Here is a 25067-nt window from a genome sequence, read left to right as displayed (position 1 = left end):
GTTCACAGGGTAGAGGTCGAGAAACTGGTGATGGCCAGCATGATGGCCACCATGATGAAGCCAATCACCGAACCCACCACCAGAATGGCAATCGGTTCGAACAGGATGAGGAAGCGCTTCATGCGGTCGCGGCTGGCGGTCTCGTAAAGCCGGCCGAGCGTGCGCAGCATCTCCGGCAGCTCGCCAGTGCGCTCGCCCACCCGCACAAGGTTGATGCCCATGGGGCTGACGGTGCGGTGCAGGGCCAGGGAATCGGCCAGCTTCTTGCCGGCGCGCAGGTCACGCACCGCCAGTTGCAGCCGCGAGGATACGGCGCCCAGCTGCACGCCGGCCTGCGCCAGCTCCATCGCGCGGACGATGGGCACCTTGTTGGCCAGCAGGCTGCCCAGCATCGCCGCCCAGCGGCCCAGCTCGGCATTCGTCAGCCAGTCCCCCACCACAGGCAGGCGGGACGCCGCCTCGCGCAAGCGCTGGCGCACGGCCGGCATGGACAACAGCAGCGCGCCCCCCAACACCAGGCCCGCCGCGCCGAGGCCGAACCACAGCAGGTTCTCCTTCACGAACAGCCCGGACTTCAGCACCCACACGGAGATGTCCGGCAGATTGGCTCGCGAACTCTTCAGCATGTTGGCGAACTTGGGCACCACCATGATGAAGATCAGCAGCGTCGCGCCCACGCCCGAAGCCACCAGCACGGCGGGGTAGATCAGCGCGTTGCGCATCTCGGAGCGCACGCGCTGCTCGTACTCCATCTGGTCGGCCGCGCTGTGCAGGGCCGGTGCCAGCTTGCCGGTCAGCTCGCCGGCAGACACCAGCTGGTACAGATATTCAGGCAGGTTCAGTTCGGCGGCACGCAGCGCATCGGACAGCGGCGCGCCGCTGCGCAACTGGGCGTAGATGCGGGCGAAGGCCGGCCCGATGCTGGAGGCGGCGTGAGCCTGGGCGGTGGAGTCCACGCTTTCGGCCAGCGGCACGCCGGCGCCGAGCAAGGTGGCGAGCTCGCGCACAACCTGCGTGGTTTCCTCGACGCCGACGCTGCGCTGGCGGCGTGCGAACAGCGCCCGGCCGCCGCCCGCCAGCACGGGCTCGATGGAGATCGGCGTCAGGTGCTGGTCGCGCAGCAGCTGCAGCATTGCGCGCTCGCTGTCCGCGCTGAGCTGGCCGCGCAGCAGCTGTCCGTCGGCATTGGCCGCTTCGTATCGGAACTCCACGTCAGGTGTCCTCGATGACGACCTCGGCCGCACCGGTCACGCGCAGCACCTCGTCCACGCTGGTCAGGCCTTGCCAAGCCTTGACGATGCCGTCCTCGCGCAGATTGCGATAACCCTGGGCGCGCGCCAGCGCGGTGATCTCGTGGGATGGCACGCGCTGCATGATGGCCGACTGCAGTGCCGGGCTCACGTCCACCATCTCGTAGATGCCCAGCCGCCCCTTGAAGCCGGTGTGCTGGCACTGCGCACAGCCGACGGCCGTGCGCCAGCGCGCCGGCTGCTCGAACAGCACCGGTGCACTGGCGCGCAAGGTCTGCAGCAGCTCGCCCAGGCCGGCCGGCGCCTCGGTGGGTTGGGCGCAGGCGCCACAAAGCCGGCGCACCAGGCGCTGCGCCTGCACGGCGCGCACGGAGGACGCGACGAGGAAAGGCTCCACGCCCATGTCGATCAGGCGGGTAAAGGCTGACAGCGCGTCGTTCGTGTGCAGCGTGGAGAAGACCGTGTGGCCGGTCAGCGCCGACTGCACGGCGATCTCGGCGGTTTCCAGGTCACGGATCTCACCGATCATGATGATGTCCGGGTCCTGGCGCAGGATGGCGCGCAGCGCGCGGCCGAAGGTGTAGCCGATCTCGGCCTGCGTCTGGATCTGCGTGACGCCGCGCATGCGGTACTCGACCGGGTCCTCGACCGTGATGATCTTGCTGGCCCGGTCGTTCACCTCGGCCAGCGCGGCGTAGAGCGTGGTGCTCTTGCCGGAGCCGGTCGGGCCCGTCACCAGCACGATGCCGTTGGGCTCGCGAGCCCAGCGCAGGAACTGCTTCAGGTGGTCGGGCTCCAGGCCCAGCCGGTCGAGGCGGAACTCGGCGCGGTTCTTGGGCAGCAGCCGCATGACGACCGATTCGCCATGCACGCCGGGCACGACCGACACGCGCACGTCCAGGTCCACGCCGCTGACGCGCAGCGTGATGCGGCCATCCTGCGGCAGGCGGCGCTCGGCGATGTCCAGGCCTGCGATCAGTTTGATGCGCGAGGCCACCGCCGCGAAGCGTTCGCTCGGCAGCGTGGCGCGGGTCTGCAGCACGCCGTCGATGCGCAGGCGCACGAAGAACTCGTGCTCCTCGGGCTCGATGTGGATATCGGATGCGTTCTCGTCGGCCGCCTGGGCAAAGACGGTGTTGACGAGGTCGATGACGGGCGCTTCCTCGGCCAGCTCACGCAGATGCGCCGCCTCGTCGCCAACCAGCCCGCCCTCGTTGGCAGGCGCCAGCAGCTTGGACAGCCATTCCTCGTCGCGGCTGCGCATGAGGTGCCAGACCAGCTGGTGGCCGTGGGCCCGAGCCGCCATGACCTCCTGCAGGAAGGAATCCTGCGGATAGCGCGCCGCGCAATGCAGCACGCCGTCGGCGGCTTCGAAAACCACCAGGCCGCGCTCGGCGAACCAGCTGCGCGGCATGCCCAATGTTTCGATGCTGCGGATGATGTTGGCCGCCTGGGCGTGCAGCTCGGCTTCGTCCAGCAGCGGCAGGCCCAGATGCTCGGCCAGCGCCGGCAACAGGTTGTCCTCGGAAATCGCACCCAGGCGCACGAGCATGCGCCCCAGCCGCGTGGCAGTCAGCTTCTGCGACGCCAGTGCACGGTCCAGGTCCGGTGCGTTGATGAGGCCGCGTTCCAGCAGGAACTGGCCGAGCGACAACTGGGGCTGTTGCGGCACCGCGCTCATCGGGCATCTCCACCGGGCGTGGCGATCTTGACCTCGCGCGTCACCTGGTAGTACTTGCCGCTGGTGCGCACGATGGCCCGCACACGGCCGGTCTGGGTGAGCTTGAGGCTGGCACTGAGCGAGCGGTCCGTGCCGGGAGAGAACTCCTGCAGCTTGACCAGCGGCGTCGGGCCGGGCTCCGACAGGATCAGGATCCAGTCTGTCCCCGCCATCTGACTGCTGACCTTGATGCTGAACGGGCGGCCGGCGATGGCGATATCCGGCGCCTCCAGCAGCACACGCTTGCCCGGCTCCGGGGTGCCGACGCCCAGCGCCGTCAGCACCTCGGCCGTCGTCTTGGCCTGCTGGGCACGTTCCAGCGCGGCATTCGGAGCGGGCGTGGGCTGGGCTTGCGCACCGGCAGCCGCACAGAAGGCCAGCGTGGCGAGGGTCAGGCGGAAAAGTCGGGGCATGCTCACAGAGAAGGGCTCAGGTCAGGATGGCGGCCATCCTCGAATTCGGGCACCCAGCGCTTGAGCTGGGCACGGGCAAAAGTATCCCCGAACGCCGCCTGGCCCTCGACGTCGGCCACCCAGGCGCTGATCGCCGCCAACCCGGGGCCCGGCGCAAGCCGCGCCAGGCGCAGATGCGGCGACGCCGTCGGCAGCGTAGTGTCGGCGTCGGCCAGCAGCTCCTCGAACAGCTTCTCGCCCGGCCGCAGGCCGGTGAAGGCGATGGGAATTTCCTTCTCGGTGTGGCCGCTGAGGCGGATCAGGTCGCGCGCCAGGTCGACGATGCGCACCGGCTCGCCCATGTCCAGCAGCAGCACCTGGCCGCTGTCGCCGATCAGGCCGGCCTGCATCACCAACCGCGCGGCCTCGGGGATGGTCATGAAATACCGAATGATGTCCGGGTGCGTGACGGTGACCGGCCCGCCCGCCAGGATCTGGGCCTTGAACTTCGGGATCACGCTGCCACTGGAACCCAGCACATTGCCGAAGCGCACGGTCACAAAGCGCGTACCGGGTGAGTCCGCCGCGAAGGCAGACACCACCAGTTCGGCCAGGCGTTTGCTGGCGCCCATCACGTTGGTCGGGTTGACGGCCTTGTCGGTGCTGATCAGCACGAACCGGTCCACGCCCGCGGCAACGGCGGCCCGGGCCGCCCGGAAGCTGCCGATGCTGTTGTTGAGCAAGGCCATCCAGGCGTTGTCGCCCTCCATCAGCGGCACATGCTTGTAGGCCGCGGCGTGGAAGACCAGCCGCGCGGCGTAGCGGCGCAGCAGTGCCGTGAGCCGGACCTCGTCCTTCACATCGCCCACCAGCGGCACCAGTTGCAGCGCCGGGTGGCTGTGGGCCAGCTCCTGCTCGATGGCATAAAGCGCCGCCTCGCTGAGGTCGAACAGCACCAGGCGCTGGGGGCGGTAACGGGCGATCTGCCGGCAGAGTTCGCTGCCGATGCTGCCGCCCGCGCCGGTGACGAAGATGGACTGGCCGCGAATGAACTCGCCGAGCCCCGCTTCGTCGAGCTGCACCGGCTCGCGGCCGAGCAGGTCTTCGAGTTCGATGTCGCGCAGTTGCTCCACGCGCCGGCCAGCCTCCAGCTCGATGGGGCTGGGCACCGTCAGCACCGGCCGCCCCGCGTGGCCCGCCAGCTCCAGTGCGCGACGCCGCTGCTCGGCCGTGGCCGACGGCATGGCGACGATGAGATGGCTGATGCCCTGCGCCTCGCACACGGCAATGGCATCTACCAGGCGCCCGAGAACGGGCAGGCCGGCGATGCGCGCGCCCTGCTTGTGGCGGTCGTCGTCCAGCCAGCCGACGACGGTCCACCCCTGGTGCTGGATACCCGCCAGCAACAGGCGGCCCGCCTGGCCCGCGCCCATCACCAGCGCGCGCCGCTGCTCCTGCGCATTGCCATTGATGCGGCTGCGCATGTGCTCGTAGAGCATGCGGTACCCCATGCGCATCATGGCCAGCAGCATCAGCGTGAAGAGGGGGTGCAGCGTCAGCACCGCGCGGGGCACGGCGCGCAGGTGGGCCATCAGCACGGCGGTCGCGCCGATCAGGCCGGCCAGCAGGCAGGCCACGGCCAGGCGCTTGACCTCGCCGAAGCCGGAGAAGCGCCACATGCCCTTGGGCACGTGCAGCCCCCACAGCACGGCCGCGTAGATGGCCAGCAGTCCCAGCAGCACCCAGCCGTCGTAGTCGGGCCGGGCCGAGAACCAGCGCTCGAAGCCGAGGCGAAAGAGGTAGGTGGCCTGCCAGGCGATGGCGACAACGAAGACATCCAGCAGCAGCGCCAGCGCCTCGCGGTGCGGGCGCAGGCGCGTGAGCAAGGTGTCGAGAAACTGCCAGTTCATTGGAGAGGGATTGTCAGCCGCGCCGAATACCGGCCACACGCGCCAGCGTGGCGAGGATGAGCCGCAGGTCGGTCGCGAGGCTCGCGCTGGCCGCATAGTCGGCCGACAGCTTCAGCTTGGCGGGCAGGATGACCTCGCGGTACTCGCGCTCGGGGTCGGCGGCCGCGGCCAGCAGCTCGGCCTCGTGGCTGAAGGCGAGCGACGCCGGGTCGGTGATACCGGGGCGGACGGACAGCACGCGCTCGCGCAGATCGGCGGGGTACAGCTCGACATAGCGGGGCAGCTCCGGCCGCGGGCCGACGAGGCTCATCGCGCCGCGCAGCACGTCCCAGAGCTGGGGCAGCTCGTCCAGCTTGGTCTGGCGCAGCAGGTGGCCCGAGCGGGTGATGCGCGGGTCGGCGCCCACCGTGATGGCCGCGCCGGGCTCGACGCGCATCGTGCGGAACTTGTGGATGGTGAAGGGCACGCCGAAGCGGCCGACGCGGGTCTGGCGGAACAGCGCCGGGCCCGGCGAGTCGAGCTTGACCCAGGCGGCGGCCAGCAGCAGCACGGGTGCGAGCACCAGCAGCCCCAGCGCCGAACAGATCACGTCGAAGAGCCGCTTGATCAAGCCGGCACTCAGCCCAGCAACGCGCGCACCGCGGCGATGACGCGCTCGACGTCCGCATCGCTCATCGCCGTGTACAGCGGCAGGCTGACCGTGCGCTCGTAGGCTTTTTGCGAATGCGGGAACTGCTCGGGTGTCAGACCGTAGCGGTCGCGCCAGTAGGGATGCTGATGCAGGGGCACGTAATGCACGCTGCAGCCGATGCCGGCAGCGTACATGCCCTCGATGAAGGCGTCGCGCGTGATGCCGGCGTCGTCCGCCAGGCGCACGACGTAAAGATGCCAGGAATGCTTGTCGCCCTCGGGCGCATCCGGAGGCAGCACCAGCGGCAGGTCGGCCAGGGCCTCGTGATAACGCATCGCGATCCGCTCGCGCTTCACCTGGAAGCCCGGCAGGCGCTTGAGCTGGTGCAGGCCCATTGCCGCGGCGATGTCGGTCAGGTTGTACTTGAAGCCGGGCGCGACGATCTCGTAGTACCAGCTGGGCACCTTGGCCGTGAAGCGGTCGAAGGCGTCGCGGCTCATGCCGTGCAGGCGCATCACGCGGGCGCGCTTGGCCAGCTCGGCGTTGCGCGTCACCAGCATGCCGCCCTCGCCCGTCGTCATGGTCTTGTTGGCGTAGAAGCTGAAGACGGTGGCGTCGCTGCCCAGCGTGCCGATCAGCTCTTTCTCGAGGGTTGTCGGCAACGCGTGGGCGGCGTCCTCGATGACGCGCAGGCCGTGGCGGCGGGCGATGTCGAGGATGGCCAGCATGTCCACCGCCAGGCCGGCGTAGTGCACGGGCAGGATGGCGCGGGTCTTGGGCGTGATCGCAGCCTCGATGGCGGCAATGTCGATGTTCATCGTCGCGGGGTCGATATCGACCAGCTTCACGTCAGCGCCGAGGTAGCGCACCACCTCGGCCGTGGCCGTGAAGGTGTGGGTCGTCGTGATGACCTCGTCGCCAGGGCCGAGGCCGATGGCTTCCAGGGCCAGGTGCAGGCCGGCGGTGGCTGAGTTCACGGCGATGCACTCGATCTGCGGGTCGCCCAGGAACTCGGCGAAGGCCTGCTCGAAGCGCTTGGCCTTGGGGCCGGTGGTGATCCAGCCGGATTTCAGCGTGTCGACAACTTCGGCAATCTCGTCATCGCCGAGGTCGGGCAGAGCAAAGGGAAGGAAGGGCTGGGCACTCATGGGGCGGGATTTTCGACGATCAGTGTTTCTCGATCAGAACCAGGCGGTGCGTGCGCAGCCAGGGAACGAGGTTGAAGAGGCCGTAGGCGGCCGGGAGGGCCCGGGCCAGCGGTGGCGCGAGCGTGACGCGGCGGGCGGTGAAGAGGCCGTGCAGGAAAAGCTCGTGCACGCGCTTGAGCGGTACGCCACGCACATCGGGGTTGCGGGGGTTGTTGACGGTGAAGTCGTACCAGACGACGGCGCCACCGGGCTTGAGCCACCGCCACATCGCGTCGGCCACGCGCTGCTGCAGCGCGTCGTCGAGGATGGACGAGAAGACGGTGGACTGCAGCACCAGGTCCTGGCTGGCGGGCGCAACCTCGGCCGTGGCTGCGTCACCCGCGAGCAGGCGCACGCCCTCTGGCAGGGCCGCATGGGCGGCGGCCAGCCGTTCGGGCAGCAGCTCGATGCCGGTCAGGTGAGCCGGCAATAGCCCCAGGCGCAGCAGGTCCAGCAGGTTGCCACCGGCGCCACAGCCCACCTCCGTGGCGCGCCAGTCGGCCGGGCGGCCGGGGCGTTGGGCCAACAGCTTCAGCAACTCGCGCTGGCGCTCCTGCCACATCTGCCAGACCTCGGGGCGCAGCAGGCTGTAGCGGTCGCCTGCATCGCGGCGGGCGTAGCGCTCGGCGATCTGTTCCAGCTCGCTCATGACAAGGCCTCGATGAAGCGGGCTGCAAGCACGGGATAGGCATGGTGGGCCATCGCAAACGCGCGGCCGCGCTGGCCCATCTCGGCGCGCTGCTCGGGCGTCAATGCCGCAAGCTTCAACAGCCCCTGCGCCACGGCCTCGGCATCCTCTGGCGGAACGGTCAAGCCCGCGCCGGCCTCGGCAACGGGGTCGTTGCCGGCCTCGACCGAATGCAGCACGGCGCGCCCCGCCATCAGGTAGTCGATGAGCTTGTTGGGCGCGATGCCGAAGCGGTAGATGGGCGTGCGCTGCCAGCCGATGTAGGCGATGTCGAAGCCAGCCAGCAGCGTCGGGATCTGGGCCTTCGGGATCGGCGCAAAGAAGCGCACGTGCTTCAGGCCCTCGGCTGTGGCGCGGTCGGCCAGCCGCGTGGCCTCGTGGCCGCTGCCCACCAGCACGAAACTGAGCGGCGCATCCTGCACGCGCTTGGCGGCGTCGAGCAGCACATCCAGCGCATTGGGCAGGCCCATGGAGCCGGCGTAGCCGACGATGACACGGCCGGCTGCGCGCTCGGCGTCCAGGTGGGCGGCGAGCGTCGCGCCCAGCGGCGCGCTCTCGCCCTGCCACTCCTCGGGCGCGAAGCCGTTGGGAACGATGTGGAGCTTGCTCAGATCCAGGCCCCGGGAGGCCATGTGCTCCTGCACGCAAGGCAGCATGGACACGACGACGTTGGCATCGCGGTAGGCATCGGCTTCCGCCTTGCCGCACATCAGTGCGAACGGGTGGTGCGGCGACATGCCCGACAGCTCGATCAGCGACAGCGGCCAGAGGTCGTGCACCTCGTAGACGAGCTTGGCTTTCGCCAGCTTGGCGAGCTTCCTGGCGACCCACACGTCCATCGGGTAGGTGCTGGACGCGATGACGGCGTCGGGCCGGAACTCGCGCGTCAGCCGCCAGGCGTCGGCGCGCAGCTGGCGCAGGAAGGACAGGATGTTGCGCAGCCGCCCCACGCCGTTGCCGGCGTACTGCGGCGTGGGGAGCCAGCGGTAGCGGATGCCGTCGATGAGCTCTTCTCTCGGCTCGCCTGCCATCTCGGGCTGCACGGCGCGCACATGCGAGTGGCTGGCCGCCACGATGGTGACCTCGTGCCCCGCCCTGACCCACTCGCGGGCGAGGTAGTAGGGGCGGAACTCCATGCCGTGGGCGGGAGAGCCGGCGTAGTGGTTGACGAGGAGGATCCTCATGCGGGCGTCAGCTCTTTCAGTCGGGTCAGGAAGCGCTGCACATGCGGCTCGAAAAGGCCGTTGGCCGCCATCCAGTCGCGGTTGACGAGGGCGAGCTTGGCGGTGTCCAGCGTTGCCATGCGCGCCGGCAGGTCGTCCAGCGAGCCGACGATGAGACCACGCGCCGAATCGCCGATCAACTCGCGGTTGGCGGGCAGTTCGGACAGCAGCGGCACACAACCGTGGGCCATGGCCTCCAGCACCGAGACCGACACCGAATCGCTCTCGGGCAGGCTCAGGAACCAGGTCGAACGGGCGTAGTGGCCGGCCTGGGCTTGCGCATCGAGGCGGCCGACGAAGCTGATCTTGTCGGCCAGGCCGCGGGCAGCGACGTCGCCCTCCAGCGCCTGGCGCAAAGAGCCATCGTTCGCGACGACGAGGCGCGCATCGGGCTGCGCCGCGCTGATGCGAGCAAAGGCGTCAATGACGAGATGCGGCCGGTAGATCGGCTCCAGCCCGCGGTTGGCAAAGCACAGCCAGGGCTGCTTTTTCACGTTCTGCCTTGGCATGGCTTCGAGGCCAAACGGGAAAGTCATCACCTCGCCCGCGCCGAGCTCGCGCATGCGCTCGGCCATGTAGACCGAGTCGGACGTCGTCAGCGCGCAGTTGCGCAGCACCTTCTTCGTCATCCAGCGCCAGGCGCCGCCACGCTGCGGCGTGACGAGGATGTCACTGCCCCAGGCCGAGCCGGCGATCTGGGCGCGCAGCCGCCAGCCCAACCGGGCGGCCCAGGCGAGCGACCCGTGCGAGGTCAGGTAGTGGGCGTGCAGCCAGTCGGCGTCGGTGTCGGCCAGCCAGGCGCCGAGCTTGGGCAGTTGCTTGATCAGCGCGACATTGCCGCCGGCGTGATCGGGTTCGGTGTTCAGCGCCAGCCGGCGCGCGTCGGGCAGCAGCTGCAGGAACTCGGGCAGGAAGCCGCGCGACGACACCGCATGCAGCTGCACGCGCGGATTGAGCGCGCGGGCCCACTTCAACAGGTGGGGGCTTTCGCCGTCGCCGATGAGGACGAGTTTGAGCCCCCCGCCCAGGGCTGGCTGGCTCACGGCAGCGCCCCCGCCCAGGCCTGGTAATGAGCCGCCAGCTCGGGGTGCTGGCGCAGCAGCTCGGCGTCTTTCTTGCGGGTGTCGCCCACGATCCGGGCCGGCTGGCCGGCGAGGATGGCATGGTCCGGGAACTCGCCCTGCACCAGGCTGTAGGCCGACACCAGGCAGCCCTTGCCCAGCCGGGTGCCAGGCAGCAACGTGGCGTGCGCGCCGACGAAGCAGTAAGGCCCCAGCTCCACCGACGCGGTGAAGTAGGCCTTTTTCTCTGGCACGTTGACGTACTCGCGGCCGTAGAGGCGGATGGCGGCGTGGCTGGAGTGGGTGAACACGCCGGTGAAGAAGCCAATCTGGCAGCCCTCGCCGATGCGCAGACCGTAGGTGGCGTCCAGCACGCTGAAGTGGCCGATGAAGACATGGTCGCCAACGTCCAGCTTGTCTCGGGCAAACACCACGGTGCTGTTGCTCAGCCGGGTGTGCGGGAGGAACTCGCCATCACCGCGCACGAAGCCGCCCACCATCCGCGGCCCCCACAGGCGCGAGACGAGTTGCTTCACCGGCTGCCACGCCCGCCTTGCCAGGCTTGCCTTCACGGCATCTCCTTGATCGAGGGCGCCCGCCGCAGCAGGCCCCAGAAAAAATAGCCAAAGTAGCACGCCGTCACCGCCGACACGCCCCAACCGGCACCGGTCAGGCCGCCCAGTGTCAGGCCCAGCGCGAGGCCTGCCAGGAAAACGAGCTGCCCTACCAGCGCGAGTTTCAGCGCCCAGGCCTGCAAGCCCCAGGCCATGGGCACGACGGACAGTGGCGAGGCGATGAAATGCAGGGCCACGTAGGGTGCCAGCGCCCGCGCCAGCTCGCCCGCTGGCCGCCACGCCGCACCGAACAGCTGCTCGAACGCCCAGGGCCCAGCCAGCAGCAGCAGCGCCATCAGCGGCAGCGCCAGGGCCGCCAGCAGCGCAAGGCTGCGGCGCACCAGGGCCAGCGCAGCCTGCGGATCGGTGGTACGGGTGAGTTGGGGGTAGAGGGTCTGCGACAGCGCCCCGCCCACCAGGCTGGCGGGCGCCTTGAGATAGCGCAGCGCCAGGGCCCAGGCGCCGGCCTCGGCTGCGCCCAGCCAGGCACTGAGTAGCGCCAGCGTCAGGGTGTCCTGCAGGGCGCCGGCAAATGCGTGCGGCGTGTTGAGCAGCGGGAAATCGCGGTGCTTGCGGGCCAGGTCGTGCAGTGGCTGGCGCCGCAGCAGGCTCGCCCAGCCGCCGGCCGGCGCCGGGCGGGCTTGCAGCGCAGCCGCGCAGGCCGTGGCCAGCGTGGCCCCGCCCAGCAGGCCCCAGGGGCCGGCCTGCGCCAGGCCCAGCCCCAGCTGTGCCAGCGCCCCGCCGCCCCATTGCATGACCCTTGCCCACGACACGGCAGCAAACGCGCCAGCACGCGCCGCCCACTGGGCCAGCGCCTGGCTGGCCGCCAGCGCCGCCACTGCCACCGGCAGCGCCGCTGCCAGCGGCAGCCCGCGCCACAGCATCCAGGCCACGCCCAGCAGCACTGCGGCGGCGGTCACGGCCATCAGCACCCGCAGGCACAAGGCCAGCAGCCGGGGCGCGCTGTTGTCGTCTTCCAGCGCCAGCGCAAATTCGTAGCGTGCACAGCCCACCACGGCCAGATTGGCGGCCACCGTCCACACCAGCGAGAACTGGCCGTACTCGGCCGGCGTGTACAGCCGGGCGATCCACGGCCCCAGCAAAAGTGGCAGTGCCTGGGCCAGCGCGCTGCCGGCAAGCAAGGTGAGTGTGGCGCGCGTCAGGCTCATAGGGGGCGAGCGATTCTAAAATCGCGGATTCACCAAGGCCCGCAATGACCCAAGCCACACCGACTCCCGCCCCCGCCGCCCAGGCTGACGAGAACCAGCTGATCACCGAACGCCGCGAAAAACTCGCCGCGCTGCGGGCCTCGAACCCGATCCCCTTCCCCAACGATTTCAAGCCCCAGCACCGTGCTCTGGCGTTGCACGCCCAGTACGACGAGGTGCGCATCGAGGACTTGGAGCCCCTGGCCGTGAAGGTCAGCGTGGCCGGCCGCATGATGCTCAAGCGCGTGATGGGCAAGGCGAGCTTCTGCACGCTGCAGGACGCCACCGGCCGCATCCAGCTGCGCGTGACCATCGACAACGTCGGGCCTGAGGTCTACGACGCCTTCAAGCACTGGGACCTGGGCGACATCCTCGGCGGCGAAGGCACGCTGATGAAGACCAAGACCGGCGAGCTGACCATCACGGTCACGACGCTGCGCCTGCTCACCAAGAGCCTGCGCCCGCTGCCGGACAAGTTCCACGGCATGAGCGACCAGGAGCAGAAGTACCGCCAGCGCTACGTCGACCTCATCACCGACGAGGATGCGCGTGAGCGCTTCAAGGCGCGCTCCAAGGCGGTGTCGGCCATTCGCAGCTTCATGGTGGACCACGACTTCCTGGAAGTCGAGACCCCCATGCTCCACCCCATCCCGGGCGGCGCCAACGCCAAGCCGTTCAAGACCCACCACAACGCGCTGGATCAGGAGATGTTCCTGCGCATTGCGCCGGAGCTCTACCTGAAGCGGCTGGTGGTGGGTGGCTTCGAGCGCGTGTTCGAGATCAACCGCAACTTCCGCAACGAAGGCATCTCGGTTCGCCACAACCCCGAGTTCACGATGATGGAGTTCTATGCGGCCTACTGGACGCATCACGACATCATGGACTTCACCGAGGCCGTGCTGCGCCATGCAGCGGTGGTTGCCACGGGCAGCGCCGCGCTGACCTATGCCGGCAAGCCGGTGGCGCTGGACAAGCCGTTTGCACGCGTGTCGGTGCGCGAGTCGCTGATCCAGTTCGCCGGCCTGACGGGCGAGGAAGCCGATTCGCCCGAGGTGCTGCGCGCCAGGATCGTCGCCGCCGGTGAAGAGGCGCCCGCACGCTGGAGCCTGGCTGAGCTGCAGTTCGGCCTGTTCGAGGCGGTCGTGGAAGAGAAGCTCTGGGAGCCCACCTTCATCATCGACTACCCCGTCGAGGTGTCGCCGCTGGCCCGCGCGTCGGATGACAACCCGAAGATCACCGAGCGCTTCGAGCTCTTCATCACCGGCCGCGAGTACGCCAACGGCTTCTCAGAGCTGAACGACGCCGAAGACCAGGCTGCCCGCTTCCAGGCCCAGGTGGCCAACAAGGACGACGGGGACGAGGAGGCGATGTACTACGACGCCGACTTCATCCGCGCGTTGGAATACGGCATGCCCCCGACCGGCGGCTGCGGTATCGGCATCGACCGGCTGATGATGCTGATCACCGACAGCCCGTCGATCCGCGACGTGATCCTGTTCCCGGCGCTGCGTCGGGAATCGTGAAGCCTCAGCGAGCGCCGAAACCCGCGAAGGCCTCCAAAAGCTCGTCTCGACGAGGCCCCGACAGCTCCCGGTTGCTGACATGCCAGTGAGGCAATCGCCCCATTTCGTCGCGTCCCGCGAGGCTCATGAAAGGCGACGCCGATGCGTACACATGCATGTGAACGTACTCGGCGTCGCCCGCAGGCACAAGCGCGCGCAGTCGCTCGATCAGCGCGGGCGCTGAGCAGAACTCGAAACCGTCTCCTTCAAGGATGAAGACGGGGAAGTGCGTCAGCCCCGTGTCGATGATGCGATGCACTCGGCGTGGCTCGATCGGCAAACTGGCGATGAACTCGACTGCGTCCGCCTGAGCCCCCAGCAGCGCTGAAATCCAGCGCCTGGCCCCTGAAGCGGATTCAACCGCGAAGATCATGCGGCTACTGAAGCCGGCGCCTTGCCCGCAATGATCATCGCCAGCACCTCGTCCTCGTTGACGTCGGCCGTGCGGCAGACGCCCACCAGGCGGCCGTTTTTCATGACGGCCAGGCGGTGGGACAGCGCGAACACGTCAGGCATGTCATGGGTGACGAGCAGGATGCCCACGCCCTCGGCGCTGAGACGACGGATCAGGTCGTGGACCATGGCCGTCTCGGCAGGGCCGAGTGCCGCGCAGGGCTCGTCCATGATCAGCACGCGGGCCTTGAACTGCAGCGCGCGGGCGATGGCGACGACCTGGCGCTGGCCGCCGGACAGCGACACCACCGGGTCGGCGATGTTCTTGAAGTTGGGGTTCAACCGCGCGAACAGCGGCACCGCGGCGGCCCGCATGGCCGCGTCGTCCAGCAAACCGAACCGCGTGCGCAGCTCGCGGCCGAGGAAGAGGTTGGCGACTGAATCGAGGTTGTCGGCCAGGGCCAGCTTCTGGTGGATGGTCTCGATGCCGGCGGCGCGCGAGTCGGCGGGGCTCGCGAACTTCACCGCCTGGCCGTTCAGCAGCAGTTCGCCACCATCGAAGGGCAGCGCCCCCGCGATCATCTGCATCAGCGTGGACTTGCCGGCGCCGTTGTGGCCCAGCACAGCCAGCACCTCGCCGGGCGCCAGGCTCAGGCTGATGCCATCGACCGCATGCACGCCGCCGAACGATTTGCGCGCATCGCGCACTTCAAGCAACGCGCTCATTTCTGCACCACCCGGTCAAACACGACGGCTGCCACCAGCACCTGGCCCAGCACGACCATGCGCCAGCCAATGCCCACATCGGTCAGCAGCAGGCCGCTGTCGATGCTCTGGATGATGAGCGCACCCAGCACCGTGCCACCCACGCTGCCGCTGCCGCCGGCGAGCGATACGCCCCCGATGACGGCCGCCGCGATGACGGTCAGCTCCATGCCCGTGCCCATCGAGTTGGTGCCCGCGTTCAGTCGCGCCATCGCGACGACCGCCGCCAATGCCACCAGCGCGGCCAGCAGCAGGTTCAGCTGGATCATCACGCGCCGCACCGGGATGCCGGCCAGCCGCGCCGCGTCGGGGTTGCCGCCAATCGCGTAGACGTAGCGGCCGAAACGCGTGTGCTTGGCGACGAAGCCCAGCAGCAGCACGACGGCCACCCAGATGACGAGGGGCAGCGGCAAGCCCTGGCCCTGCTCCTGGCCTTCGATGCGGTAGGCATTGAAGACGGCGACCGACCCGAACACGGCCAGCGCCGCAAGGCCACCCTTCAGCAGCTCATGCTTCATATCGCCCGGCACACCGCCGGCGCGCTGTTGCGCCCGGCGCTGCACGAGCTGCCAGCCCCACAGCGCGGCAACGAGCACGACGCCCAACAGCCAGCTGCCGCGCTCACCGAGCGAGCCATCCAGCCCACCGCCCAGCGCCAGCAGCCAGGGCTCGCTGATCGGCTGCGTCTTGCCATCGGCAATCAGGAAGGCGACGCCGCGCAGCGACACGAGGCCGCCGAGCGTCACGACGAAGGACGGAATGCCGACGACCGCCGACAGCCAGCCATGGAACAACCCCACGAGCAGCGCAAGGCCGAGGCCGGCGAACAGCGACGCGACGACCGACCACCCGTGCGTGTACTGCAGCCAGGCCATCAGCACGCCCACGGCGCCGAGCAGCGAGCCGACGGCCAGGTCGATCTGGCGCGCGACGATGATCAGCGCCATGCCGCTGGCGACGATGCCGACGACCGCTGTCTGCTGCGCGATGTTGTAGAGGTTCTCCGCCGTCAGGAAGCTGCCGGTGAGCACATGAAAGCCGATGGCGATGGCCACCAGCACGGCCGCCATGACGGCGAGCCGCTGGGTCTGGGCGCTCATCGCCTCTCCTATTTGCAGGCGGCCGGGGCCTTGGCCGCGTCGACGCCCTTGCAGACGACGGCCTTGGACACCCAGCCGGCGCTGATGACCTGGTCCAGGTTGGCCTGCGTGATGGCCACCGGCGCGAGGAACTTGGCTTGCAGCGAGACCTTGCGTTCACCGCCGGCCCAGGCTGCGGCGCCGTCGACCTTCTGGCCTGCGGCCAGTTGCACAGCGGCGGAGGCCGCCTCCTTGCCGAGCGCTCGCGAGTCCTTCCAGACCGATACGGTCTGCGTGCCCAGGGCGATGCGGTTCAACGCCGCGTGATCGGCATCCTGGCCGCTGACCGGCACGCCCTTCAGGCCACGCCCGCCTAAAGCGGCAATCGCGCCGCCGGCCGTGCCGTCGTTGCTGGCCACGACCGCGTCGACCCCACCCTTAAGCTTGGTGAGGATCTGCTCCATGTTCTTCTGGGCCACCTCCGGCTTCCAGCCGTCGGTGTATTCCTCGGCAACGATCTTCACGTCGCCCTTCTTCACCGCCTCGGCCAGCGCGTCCTGCTGGCCGGCCCGCAGGAAGTCGGCGTTCGGGTCGCTGGGCGAGCCTTTGATCATCACGTAGCGGCCCTGCGGCTTGGCGGCCAGCACGGCCTTGGCCTGCAGGCGGCCGACCTCGCGGTTGTCGAAGGTCAGGTAGAAGACCTCGGGCGCCTCGATGAGGCGGTCATAGGCCAGCACCGGCACCTTGCGGGCCTTGGCCTTGTTCAGCGCAGGCGCAATGGCGTCCTTGTCCATGGCCAGGATGATGAGCACCTTGGCGCCCTTGGCGAGCAGGGACTCGACGTCGGCGATCTGCTTCTCGGGCGAGCCGCCGGCATCGGCGCTCACATAGCTGGCGCCCAGGCGGGCCAGCTCGGCCTTGATCGCGGTCTCGTCGGTCTTCCAGCGCTCTTCCTGGAAGTTGGACCAGCTCACGCCCACCACGGGGCCGGCAGCCAACGCTGTCATCGAGGCCATTGAACTCATCACCAGCGTTGCCGCTGCCCACACTTGCTGCATTCGCATCTTGTCTCCAACGCCCTTCTGTGCGGGCCGCGGATTCTAGGAACGCAGACAAGAAAAAAGCGACCCTCTCGGGTCGCCTTTCATCGGTTTGAAACCGCTTTGTTTCAGCGCGCGGCAAGCGCGGAGGCGCGGCGAACGATCGGGGCCGGGAAATCACCCAGTTCGCGGGCAGCGTTTTCGCCGTGGTCAGCAGCCAGGGCGGCGGTGGTTTCGCTGCGCACTTCGGTCGGCTTGATCGTCAGCACCGCCTGGCGGGGCAGCTTGACGGTAGCGACAGCGGCGGCCTTCGTGGCGGCGGGCGCGGTGGCTTCGATGCCCTTCTCGCCTTGGATGGCAGCCAGTTCACCGCTGTTGCGGGCGGCAACCAGGTCGGCGATGACCGCTTCGCGGGTCAGCGGCGTGGCGGTTTGGGCGGATGCGGCACCGGCGGCGATCAGCAGGGTGGCGGCGATGATGGTGGAAAGCTTGCTCATGACGGGCTCCTTCAGTTACTGGCAGGAACGTCCTGCTTTGGACACTTCGGACATCGCGACCGCGGTGTCCATGGCCTGAACTGTAGGCAGCCGACCTCAGTAGAAATACTAGGCTGGCGGGAACTGACTATTCACTCAACGCAAATAGTCATCCCTAGATCGTCATCACCTCGCCACACTCAATCAACGATGCTCGAAGTTCGGCGCGCGCTTGGCCAGGAAGGCCTCCATGCCCTCGCGCTGGTCGTGGCTGCCGAAAAGCGCGTGGAAGTAGCGGCGCTCCACGGCCACGCCGTCGGTCAGCGGGCCTTGGTAGGCCAGGTTGACGAGCTCCTTGATGAGCATGACCGAGGGGGCGCTGAAGCCGTTGATGGTCTCGGCGGCAGCAAGGGCCTCCTCCAGCAGCTTGTCCGCCGGCACGACGCGCGACACCAGGCCGGCGCTCTCGGCCTCGGCCGCGCCCATCATGCGGGCGGTCAGCAGCATGTCCATGGCCTTGCTCTTGCCGACGGCGCGGGGCAGGCGCTGGGTGCCGCCGGCGCCGGGCACGACACCGAGCTTGATCTCAGGCTGGCCAAACTTGGCCGAGTCAGCCGCGATGATGAAGTCGCACATCATGGCCAGCTCGCAGCCGCCGCCCAGGGCAAAACCTGCCACCGCCGCGATGACGGGCTTGCGCACGCGCAGGATGGTTTCCCAGTTCTTGGAGATGAGCCCGCTCTTGAAGGCCGACGCGAAGGTGTGGGGCAGCATGGTCGGGATATCGGCGCCGGCCGCAAAGGCGCGCTCCGAGCCGGTCAGCACGATGGAGCCGATGCTGTCGTCGGCGTCAAAGGCGAGCAGGGCCTCGCCCATCTCGTCCATCAGCTGGTCGTTCAGCGCATTCAGCGCCTTGGGGCGGTTCAGCGTGATCAGCGCGGTCTTGCGCGGGCCGTCGCCGTGCACGGCGGTGATGATGCATTCGTACGTCATTGCGAAAGTCTCCTGGGGATACCGTTGTCTGATTCTGGCGCGGCCTGCAGCGGCACGCTTTTGAGCATGAGGTCGATGTAGGTGTCGGCGTTCTGGCGGATGAGCAGGCGCACCGGCAGGAATTGCAGCGTGGGCGCGAGCCAGACGTCGGCGGTCATGTCGCCGCCACGTGCAGCCAGGAGCGGCTTGAGATGCCAGGCGGTCAGCGGCCCCATGGGGGTGTCGAGTTGCTCTTCGCCCACCGACTCGTATTGCCACTCATAGGGGCCGCTGGGCAGGCGCAGGGGGAAGCGCACGATGCGGCCCACTTCCATCGGCTCGCGACCTGTCTTGAAGAGCCAGGTGAGCTGCACGAACTGGCTGGCGGAATCCTGGGCGGCAGACCGGAACGCCCCGCTCGCGTCATTCGCTGGCGACTCGCCGCCCAGGAAGATGAGGTTGAATCGCCGGGGCTCGCCAAAGATGACCTGGGTCTGCTCGTCGTAGCGTTGCGGCGAGATCCCGCCCGGCGTCAACCGCCCCTGGCTGCTCATGCGTCGCGTGATCAAGGGCGCGAAGCTGGGGCCGATGCCAACGTCCAGGTGGATCTGGTAGTCCCTGCCCTTGCGCAGCCATTCCACCTGCGCCTGCCCGCTGACGGGGCCACGATAGTTGCCGGTCAGCTCGTAGCTCAGCCGGGTGGAGAGCGGCCACTCGGGGCCGGGTTCGGTTTCCGGCGCTGCCGCATCGGCAACCACCCCGGGCGACGGCGATTCGGCCGGCACCGAGGCCGCTGCGGCGACGGCCTCGGGTTGGCTGGCGGGAGCAGAGGCCGCTTCAGGCAGGGGCGCTGAGGCCACCGGCGGGGGCGCCGCAGCATGCACGGCCGCAGGAACGGGGGCCGGCCGGGCTTGCGGCAGGGCGCGAGCGGCAGGCGGCGTCTTTTGCTCCATCTCGCGGACGAACTCGACATGCATCCGCGCCGGCATGGGCGGCGGGCCTTCACTGACCCAGCCGTCATGAATGCGCAGCACCTCGCGGCCCGCCAGCAGATGCAGGGCCAGCACCGCCAGCACCAGCAGGACCGGTGGCCGCACCGCTCTCATCTTGGGTCTAGGCGCCTAGCCAGCGCCGGCGTGCGGCGTGCGTGCTGTCGGCCAGGCTCAGCGCGACAGCGGACGGCTGCGGTGCCGGCAGGTCGACCTCCAGCTCGACGAGGCGCTGGTCGCGGCTGACGAGCAGGCGCAACTGCGTCTCGCCCGGCGCCAGCAGGGCCGGCGCATCGTCCAGCCGGCGCAGCCGCCAGCCGTTGCAGCCGATGACTTCGTCGCGCGCGTTGAGGCCGCCGGCTTGCGCCGCACCACCGCTCAGCACGTGCGTGACGGTGATGCCGGTGAGCGCACTTTCGCGCACGCGCAGGCCGAGGCGCTGCGCCACGGTCTGGCGGCCTTCATCGCGCCAGGCGACACCCATCGCGTCGAGCAGCTCACGCAGCGGCAGCTCGTCGGTGCCATGCACCCAGGCATGCAGGCTTGCGCGGACGTCTTTTCCGCCCAGTGCTTGCACGGCGTCGAGGATGTCGCCCTCGCTGATCGGGCCACCGGCGCTGGCCTGCCACAGCCGTGCCATCAGCGCGTCGAGGCTGGACTTGTGCGCGCGCAGGCTCAGGTCCAGGCAGAGGGCGACCAACGCGCCCTGCGCGTAGTAGTTGCTCGTCGCGTTGGGGCTGTTCTCGTCGGGCCGGTAGTACTTGGTCCAGGCCTCGAAGCTGGCCGCGCTCAGCGGCTGGACCCGGCGCCCCGGGGCGGCGAGCACGCCATTGACCGAGGCAACCAGCAGCTTGAGATAGCGCGGTGCGTCGACAAGGCCGGCGCGCAGCAGCATCAGCTCGTCGTAGTAGCTCGTGAAGCCCTCGAAGAACCACAGCAGCTCGGTGTAGTTCTCGCGTTGGTAGTCGAAGGTGGCGAACTCGGCCGGGCGCAGCCGCTTGACGTTCCAGGCATGGAAATACTCGTGGCTGAAGAGGCCGAGCAGGCGCGCGTAGTTGTCACTGGGCGTGCTGGACTCGGCCGCTGTCGGCAGCTCACGTCGCGCGCTGATCAGCGCCGTGCTGGCCCGGTGCTCCAGGCCGCCGTGGCCATCGTCCACGGCCCAGAGCAGGAAGCTGTAGCGCTCGAATGGCGCCCCGCCCCAAAAGGCAATTTGGGCTTCGCAGATGCGCTGCACGTCGGCCAGCAGCCGCTCGCCGTCGAAGCTGGGCCAGGCGCCGGCAACGACAACGCGGTGCGGCACGCCGGCGGCCTTGAACTCGCCCTGCCAGTGCGGGCCGATCTCGAAGGGATGGTCCAGCAGCTCGTCGTAACCGGCGGCCTCGTAGCCACCCGCTCGCTCGCGCATTTCGGTCGCGATCTGCCAGCCCTTGGGCACGCCGGCCAGCTCGATGCGATGCGTGCCGGCCTCGCGGCCGTGGGCGCGCAGGCACAGGCTGCTGGCGTTGAAGAAGGCGCGCTGGCTGTCCAGCCAGGCGGTGCGCACCGAGGCATCGAAGGCATAGACGTCGTAGCTCAGCGTCAAGGCCGCGCGGCCGCTGCAGCGCACGCGCCAGCTGGCCTTGTCGAGCTGTTCGACGGCCAGTTCGCGGCCGCCCTGGTGCGCGCACAAGCCACTGAGATGCTTGGCGAACTCGCGCACGAGATAGCTGCCCGGGATCCACACCGGCAGGCTGAAATCCTGCTCGGCGGCCGGGGCCGGCAGCGTCAGCGTGACGCGATAGCGATGGGCCGCGAGATCGGCCAGCTCGATGCGGTAGCGAGGCGACGCGGCCATCAACTGCCCGCTGCGGCGAGGAAGCAGCTCAGCGAGGCGACGGCCGTGAGCCGGAAACGCAGCGTCAGCCAGTCGCCCGCGCCGAGTTGCGGGTAGACACGGCGGTCAACCACGTAGCAGGCGATCAGCACGCCCCCATGCAGGGCCAGGCCAGCATACGGCGACATCAGTACGCCCAGCCAGCCCAGCAGCGCCGCGCAGACGCCCCAGACCAGCGGCTGGCGCCCCGGCAGCCCGCGCGCAAACGACAGCCCCCAATGGATGCCGCCGAGGAAGGCGATGACGAGACCTGCATAGGCCGACATCGCGAGGCTGACGAAGGCGTGCTGGTCGAGGTCCCGGTCGGCGATCAGCCAGATCAGCGCGCAACCCAGCACGAAGGGAATGAGGCCGGCGTAGCCCAGCCGATGCGCGAGCTGGCGGTGTTCAAGAGTCATTGATCAGGATTTGCCGTTCGCGGCAGCGAGGGCTTGCAGGCGCTTTTCAAGTTCGACGGCACCGACGGCGCCCGGAATGCGGTTGCCGTCTTCCAGCAGGATGGCCGGCGTGCCGTTGACGTGGATCTTGCGCGACAGCGCGAGGTTGCGCTCGATGGCCGCGTCATCGCAGTTGGCCGGCGCCTTGGGCGGCTGCTCACCCTTGAGCATCCAGGCCAGCCAGGTGTTGGTGCCGTCCTTGGCACACCAGATGGCGCGCGTCTTCTCGGGCGAGTCGCCACCGAGGATGGGAATGAGGAAGGTGTAGACCGTGACGTCCTTGAGCTCCTGCAACCCCTTCTCGAAGCGCTTGCAGTAGCCGCAGTTGGGGTCGGCAAAGACGGCAATGCGGCGCTTGCCGTTGCCGTTCTTCCACATCAACGCATCCTTGAAAGGCAGTGTCGCGAAGTCGATGCGGTTGAGCTGGGTGACACGCTCCTCGGTGAGGTTCTTCTTGCCCTTGAGGTCGATGAGCTCACCCTCGATGAGATAGGAGCCCGTCGGGTCGGTGTAGCGGATCTCGTTGCCGATGCGGATCTCCCACAGGCCGGGCATGGGCGACGGTCGCACCTCGTCGATCTTGGGCGCGTTGGGCATGCGCTCGGTGATGGCCTTGCGGATGACGGCTTCGTTGGCGAAGGCGGACAGGCTCGATGCGAGCAGAGCTGCGAGAAGAAGGGGGCGATACAGCACGGTGGCGTCCAGGGAAGGAGTCAGAGTCCGAGAGCGCGCTGGGTCAACCAGCGCTTGACGGGAGTGAGTTGATTAAGCGCGTCCAGGCCGCGGTTGCGCAGGCCGCGCGCGGCAGGCGAGGAATGGGCGAAGAGGCGTTGCAGCGCGTCGGTCAGTTCACCCATCACCAGCGTCGGCGCCAGGCGCTCACGCGCGTAGCGGCGCAGCAGGCGCTCGTCGCCCAACGGCCGCCAGGGCTCGCGCGACGCGATGACGAGGGAGAGAGCCGCCACATCGCCGAGGCCCAGATTGAGCCCCTGGCCGGCCAGCGGGTGGACGAGATGGGCCGCATCGCCGAGCAAGGCCCAACCGGGGCCAGTGACGGCCTCGGCGCGAGCCAGCGCGAGTGGCCAGGTGGCACGGGGGCCAGCCAACTTCAGCGTGCCGGCGGCACCCGTGGTGACGGCATTGAGCTCGCGTTCGAAATCGACCTCGGTCATGGTGAGCAGGCTTTCGGCGCGATCCTGAGCGCAGGACCAGACCAAGCCGTAGGACTGCGCCGGGCTGGGCCTTTCAAACGGCAGCAGCGCCAGTACTTCGCCGCCCGCGTTGAACCATTGGCGTGCAACGCCCTGGTGAGCCTGGTCAGCGACGAGGCGGGTGGCCAGCGCGCGGTGCCCGTAGGCCTTGGGTGTGAACTCGACGCCCAGCGCCTCGCGCGCCGCCGACTCACGCCCCTCGCACAGCGCGGTCAGTGCAGCCGGCGTGTTCGCAGCGACGTGGTGCACGTGGGGCGAGAAGCGCAGTGCCGTGGCCAACTGGGTGTCCAGCGCTGCGGCGTCGACGATGACGGCCAGTTCGCGAACACCCTGCTGCCAGGCCGAAAAGCTCAGGCGCCCCCCGGGCTGGTCGGCGGCCGTGTCGCCACAGACGACCATGTCGTAGACCGGGCAGATGGCGTCGGCCGGCAGGCTGTCCCAGATCTTCAGTTCGGTCAGCAGGGCGACGGACGCCGCATTCAGCGCGTAGGTCCGCACGTCGTCCGCGCGCGCCACTTCCGGTGCACCGGCCAGCCCAACTGTCAACCCTTGGGCCGCAAGACTGAGGGCGAGGCTGCTGCCTACCGCGCCTCGGCCTTTGACCAACACGTCCATGCTTTGCATGCGGCGATTGTAGGCAGGGGGTATGACCGAACCACAGGCCAGGGCGGGCTAGGCGCTGGCCGACTAAAATCACCCGCTTCGGCTCCGGCCCGCGCCGATCGCCTCCCCACCAGAAAGCCACGCCATGAGCCTCAAATGCGGCATCGTGGGCCTGCCCAACGTCGGCAAGTCCACGCTTTTCAATGCCTTGACCAAAGCCGGCATCGCTGCCGAGAACTACCCCTTCTGCACGATCGAACCCAACGTCGGCATCGTCGAGCTGCCCGACCCACGCCTGGCGGCCCTGGCCGAGATCGTCAAGCCCGAGCGCGTCATGCCGGCTGTCGTCGAGTTTGTCGACATCGCTGGCCTTGTGGCGGGCGCCAGCAAGGGTGAGGGCCTGGGCAACAAGTTCCTCTCGCACATCCGCGAGACCGACGCCATCGTCAACGTCGTGCGCTGCTTCGAGGACCCGAACGTCATCCACGTCAGCGGCCGGATCGACCCGATCTCCGACATCGAGGTGATACAGACCGAGCTCTGCCTGGCCGATATGGGTACGGTGGAGAAGAGCCTGCACCGCTACAACAAGGTGGCGCGCGCCGGTGACAAGGAGGCAATCGCGCTGGTCAAGGTGCTGGAGAAATGCGAGGCGGCGCTGAACGAAGCCAAGCCCGTGCGCTCCATCGACTTCAGCAAGGAAGAACTGGTCATCCTGAAGCCGCTGTGCCTGATCACGGCCAAGCCAGCCATGTTCGTCGGCAACGTGTCCGAGGACGGTTTCGAGAACAACCCCTTCCTGGACCGTCTGCGCGAGTACGCCGCTAGCCAGAACGCGCCCGTCGTCGCCATTTGCGCGAAGACGGAAGCGGAGCTGGCCGACATGGCCGATGAGGACCGCGCTCTGTTCCTGGCCGAGATGGGTCAAGATGAGCCCGGCCTGAATCGCTTGATCCGAGCAGCCTTCAAGCTGCTGGGCCTGCAGACCTACTTCACCGCCGGCGTGAAGGAAGTACGCGCCTGGACCATCCACGTCGGCGACACCGGCCCGCAGGCCGCAGGCGTCATCCACACCGACTTCGAGCGCGGCTATATCCGCGCGCAGACGATTGCCTACGACGACTTCGTTCAGTACCGCGGCGAGCAAGGCGCCAAGGACGCCGGCAAGATGCGGGCGGAAGGCAAGGAATACGTCGTCAAGGATGGTGACGTTTTGCACTTCCTGTTCAATGTGTGAGCTGCGGCCGCGTCAACGTCTTCAAGAACCCGCTTCGGCGGGTTTTTTGTTGTTCAGCGAGGACCGCATGGACGAGACAACTTTGAGGCAACTCGCTTGAGGCAACTCGCGTGTCCATTGAGCGCAGTGGCATTAGAAAACAACTCGCCCGCGAGTTCTGGAACCAACCGGCCACACCAATCTCTCGCATCGCCATTGGTACGAGATATGCCCGGCGTGATGATCTACTACCCGTCGTAAGCGGAAGATCGCCTTATCACTGCGAGTGATTGCCGGTCGATCAGCCGCCATCGACGCTGCGGGTTAGCAACAAACTCAATCTGCTTTAGCAGTTGCGCAATGGCCAGAGCCAGTTGGGCGCGCTGTCCACTGCCCGAGCGGCAAGCGACTGCGCCTATATTGAGTTCAGCCAATCGGTTAACTCGAACTCGATTAACTCGCTGATATGGTTGCAACTATTCCGTCGCCCCAAAAGCAAAACCCCCACTATCTTTCGATAGTGGGGGTTGGCTTTAATAATAGCCTGACGATGACCTACTTTCA

Annotated in this window: 24 protein-coding genes; 2 read left to right on the top strand and 22 right to left on the bottom strand. The window is 68.4% G+C overall.

The features are described 5' to 3' along the window. Positions 1-2: 2 nt before the first annotated feature. The 11 genes from AC07V5_RS18130 to AC07V5_RS18080 are packed head-to-tail and all read right to left on the bottom strand — an operon-like array spanning position 3 to position 11845. The gene (locus tag AC07V5_RS18130; RefSeq protein ID WP_495117106.1) at positions 3-1211 is read right to left on the bottom strand and encodes a type II secretion system F family protein; all 1209 of its coding nucleotides are present in this window, start codon (positions 1209-1211) and stop codon (positions 3-5) included. Between the two features lies 1 nt (position 1212). Beyond that, positions 1213-2931, bottom strand: coding sequence for a GspE/PulE family protein (locus AC07V5_RS18125; RefSeq protein WP_495117105.1), 1719 nt, complete (start codon positions 2929-2931; stop codon positions 1213-1215). Then, positions 2928-3383, bottom strand: a complete 456-nt coding sequence (locus tag AC07V5_RS18120; protein WP_495117104.1) for a thiosulfate oxidation carrier protein SoxY — start codon at positions 3381-3383, stop codon at positions 2928-2930. Before AC07V5_RS18120 ends, AC07V5_RS18125 begins: the two co-directional genes overlap by 4 nt. 2 nt (positions 3384-3385) lie before the next feature. Continuing rightward, complete coding sequence (locus tag AC07V5_RS18115) at positions 3386-5272, bottom strand: polysaccharide biosynthesis protein (protein WP_495117103.1); 1887 nt, start codon at positions 5270-5272, stop codon at positions 3386-3388. 13 nt (positions 5273-5285) lie between these two features. After that, complete coding sequence (locus tag AC07V5_RS18110) at positions 5286-5882, bottom strand: sugar transferase (protein ID WP_495117102.1); 597 nt, start codon at positions 5880-5882, stop codon at positions 5286-5288. A gap of 8 nt (positions 5883-5890) precedes the next feature. Beyond that, positions 5891-7051 (bottom strand): DegT/DnrJ/EryC1/StrS family aminotransferase, encoded by a 1161-nt coding sequence (locus AC07V5_RS18105; protein WP_495117101.1) that lies wholly within the window; start codon positions 7049-7051, stop codon positions 5891-5893. 19 nt (positions 7052-7070) lie between these two features. Then, on the bottom strand, positions 7071-7739 hold the full coding sequence (locus AC07V5_RS18100) for a class I SAM-dependent methyltransferase (RefSeq protein WP_495117100.1): 669 nt from the start codon (positions 7737-7739) through the stop codon (positions 7071-7073). Then, complete coding sequence (locus tag AC07V5_RS18095; RefSeq protein ID WP_495117099.1) at positions 7736-8962, bottom strand: glycosyltransferase family 4 protein; 1227 nt, start codon at positions 8960-8962, stop codon at positions 7736-7738. The genes AC07V5_RS18100 and AC07V5_RS18095 overlap by 4 nt, the downstream gene beginning before the upstream one ends. After that, complete coding sequence (locus tag AC07V5_RS18090) at positions 8959-10044, bottom strand: glycosyltransferase (protein WP_495117098.1); 1086 nt, start codon at positions 10042-10044, stop codon at positions 8959-8961. Before AC07V5_RS18090 ends, AC07V5_RS18095 begins: the two co-directional genes overlap by 4 nt. Continuing rightward, positions 10041-10634 (bottom strand): acyltransferase, encoded by a 594-nt coding sequence (locus AC07V5_RS18085; RefSeq protein ID WP_495117097.1) that lies wholly within the window; start codon positions 10632-10634, stop codon positions 10041-10043. Before AC07V5_RS18085 ends, AC07V5_RS18090 begins: the two co-directional genes overlap by 4 nt. Beyond that, positions 10631-11845 (bottom strand): lipopolysaccharide biosynthesis protein, encoded by a 1215-nt coding sequence (locus AC07V5_RS18080; RefSeq protein ID WP_495117096.1) that lies wholly within the window; start codon positions 11843-11845, stop codon positions 10631-10633. The genes AC07V5_RS18085 and AC07V5_RS18080 overlap by 4 nt, the downstream gene beginning before the upstream one ends. Positions 11846-11889: 44 nt before the next feature. Here AC07V5_RS18080 and lysS point away from each other — a divergent pair, with 44 nt between their 5' ends. Beyond that, positions 11890-13407 carry a lysine--tRNA ligase gene (gene lysS / locus AC07V5_RS18075; protein ID WP_495117095.1) on the top strand — a complete coding sequence of 506 codons (1518 nt, stop codon included), beginning with the start codon at positions 11890-11892 and terminating at the stop codon, positions 13405-13407. A gap of 4 nt (positions 13408-13411) precedes the next feature. Here the strand turns inward: lysS and AC07V5_RS18070 are convergent, their stop codons facing one another. From AC07V5_RS18070 to AC07V5_RS18020, 11 genes are all read right to left on the bottom strand, one after another. Beyond that, the gene (locus tag AC07V5_RS18070; protein WP_495117094.1) at positions 13412-13819 is read right to left on the bottom strand and encodes a hypothetical protein; all 408 of its coding nucleotides are present in this window, start codon (positions 13817-13819) and stop codon (positions 13412-13414) included. Beyond that, positions 13816-14565 (bottom strand): ATP-binding cassette domain-containing protein, encoded by a 750-nt coding sequence (locus tag AC07V5_RS18065; protein WP_495117093.1) that lies wholly within the window; start codon positions 14563-14565, stop codon positions 13816-13818. Before AC07V5_RS18065 ends, AC07V5_RS18070 begins: the two co-directional genes overlap by 4 nt. Further along, positions 14562-15704, bottom strand: a complete 1143-nt coding sequence (locus AC07V5_RS18060; RefSeq protein WP_495117092.1) for a sugar ABC transporter permease — start codon at positions 15702-15704, stop codon at positions 14562-14564. The genes AC07V5_RS18065 and AC07V5_RS18060 overlap by 4 nt, the downstream gene beginning before the upstream one ends. Before the next feature lie 8 nt (positions 15705-15712). After that, the gene (locus AC07V5_RS18055; RefSeq protein ID WP_495117091.1) at positions 15713-16747 is read right to left on the bottom strand and encodes a substrate-binding domain-containing protein; all 1035 of its coding nucleotides are present in this window, start codon (positions 16745-16747) and stop codon (positions 15713-15715) included. Between the two features lie 104 nt (positions 16748-16851). Beyond that, complete coding sequence (locus AC07V5_RS18050) at positions 16852-17220, bottom strand: DUF4148 domain-containing protein (RefSeq protein ID WP_495117090.1); 369 nt, start codon at positions 17218-17220, stop codon at positions 16852-16854. A 183-nt stretch (positions 17221-17403) separates the two neighbouring features. Next, positions 17404-18192 carry an enoyl-CoA hydratase gene (locus AC07V5_RS18045; RefSeq protein WP_495117089.1) on the bottom strand — a complete coding sequence of 263 codons (789 nt, stop codon included), beginning with the start codon at positions 18190-18192 and terminating at the stop codon, positions 17404-17406. Further along, positions 18189-19268 carry a DUF3108 domain-containing protein gene (locus AC07V5_RS18040; protein WP_495117088.1) on the bottom strand — a complete coding sequence of 360 codons (1080 nt, stop codon included), beginning with the start codon at positions 19266-19268 and terminating at the stop codon, positions 18189-18191. The genes AC07V5_RS18045 and AC07V5_RS18040 overlap by 4 nt, the downstream gene beginning before the upstream one ends. Positions 19269-19284: 16 nt before the next feature. Then, positions 19285-20997: a M61 family metallopeptidase gene (locus AC07V5_RS18035; RefSeq protein WP_495117087.1), complete on the bottom strand. Its 1713-nt coding sequence runs from the start codon at positions 20995-20997 to the stop codon at positions 19285-19287. After that, a complete protein-coding gene (locus AC07V5_RS18030) occupies positions 20997-21434 on the bottom strand; it encodes a DUF3429 domain-containing protein (protein WP_495117086.1) in 438 nt (145 codons plus the stop codon). Before AC07V5_RS18030 ends, AC07V5_RS18035 begins: the two co-directional genes overlap by 1 nt. Before the next feature lie 3 nt (positions 21435-21437). Continuing rightward, positions 21438-22166 (bottom strand): DsbC family protein, encoded by a 729-nt coding sequence (locus AC07V5_RS18025; protein WP_495117085.1) that lies wholly within the window; start codon positions 22164-22166, stop codon positions 21438-21440. A 20-nt stretch (positions 22167-22186) separates the two neighbouring features. After that, positions 22187-23308: an FAD-dependent monooxygenase gene (locus AC07V5_RS18020; protein WP_495117084.1), complete on the bottom strand. Its 1122-nt coding sequence runs from the start codon at positions 23306-23308 to the stop codon at positions 22187-22189. A gap of 124 nt (positions 23309-23432) precedes the next feature. On the opposite strand from AC07V5_RS18020, the gene ychF reads away from it, so the two are divergent. Beyond that, complete coding sequence (gene ychF, locus AC07V5_RS18015) at positions 23433-24524, top strand: redox-regulated ATPase YchF (RefSeq protein WP_495117083.1); 1092 nt, start codon at positions 23433-23435, stop codon at positions 24522-24524. Positions 24525-25067: the final 543 nt, after the last annotated feature.

The sequence above is a fragment of the Roseateles sp. GW821-FHT02E12 genome (assembly GCF_059421665.1).
This window is presented reverse-complemented; position numbering and strand designations above follow the sequence as displayed.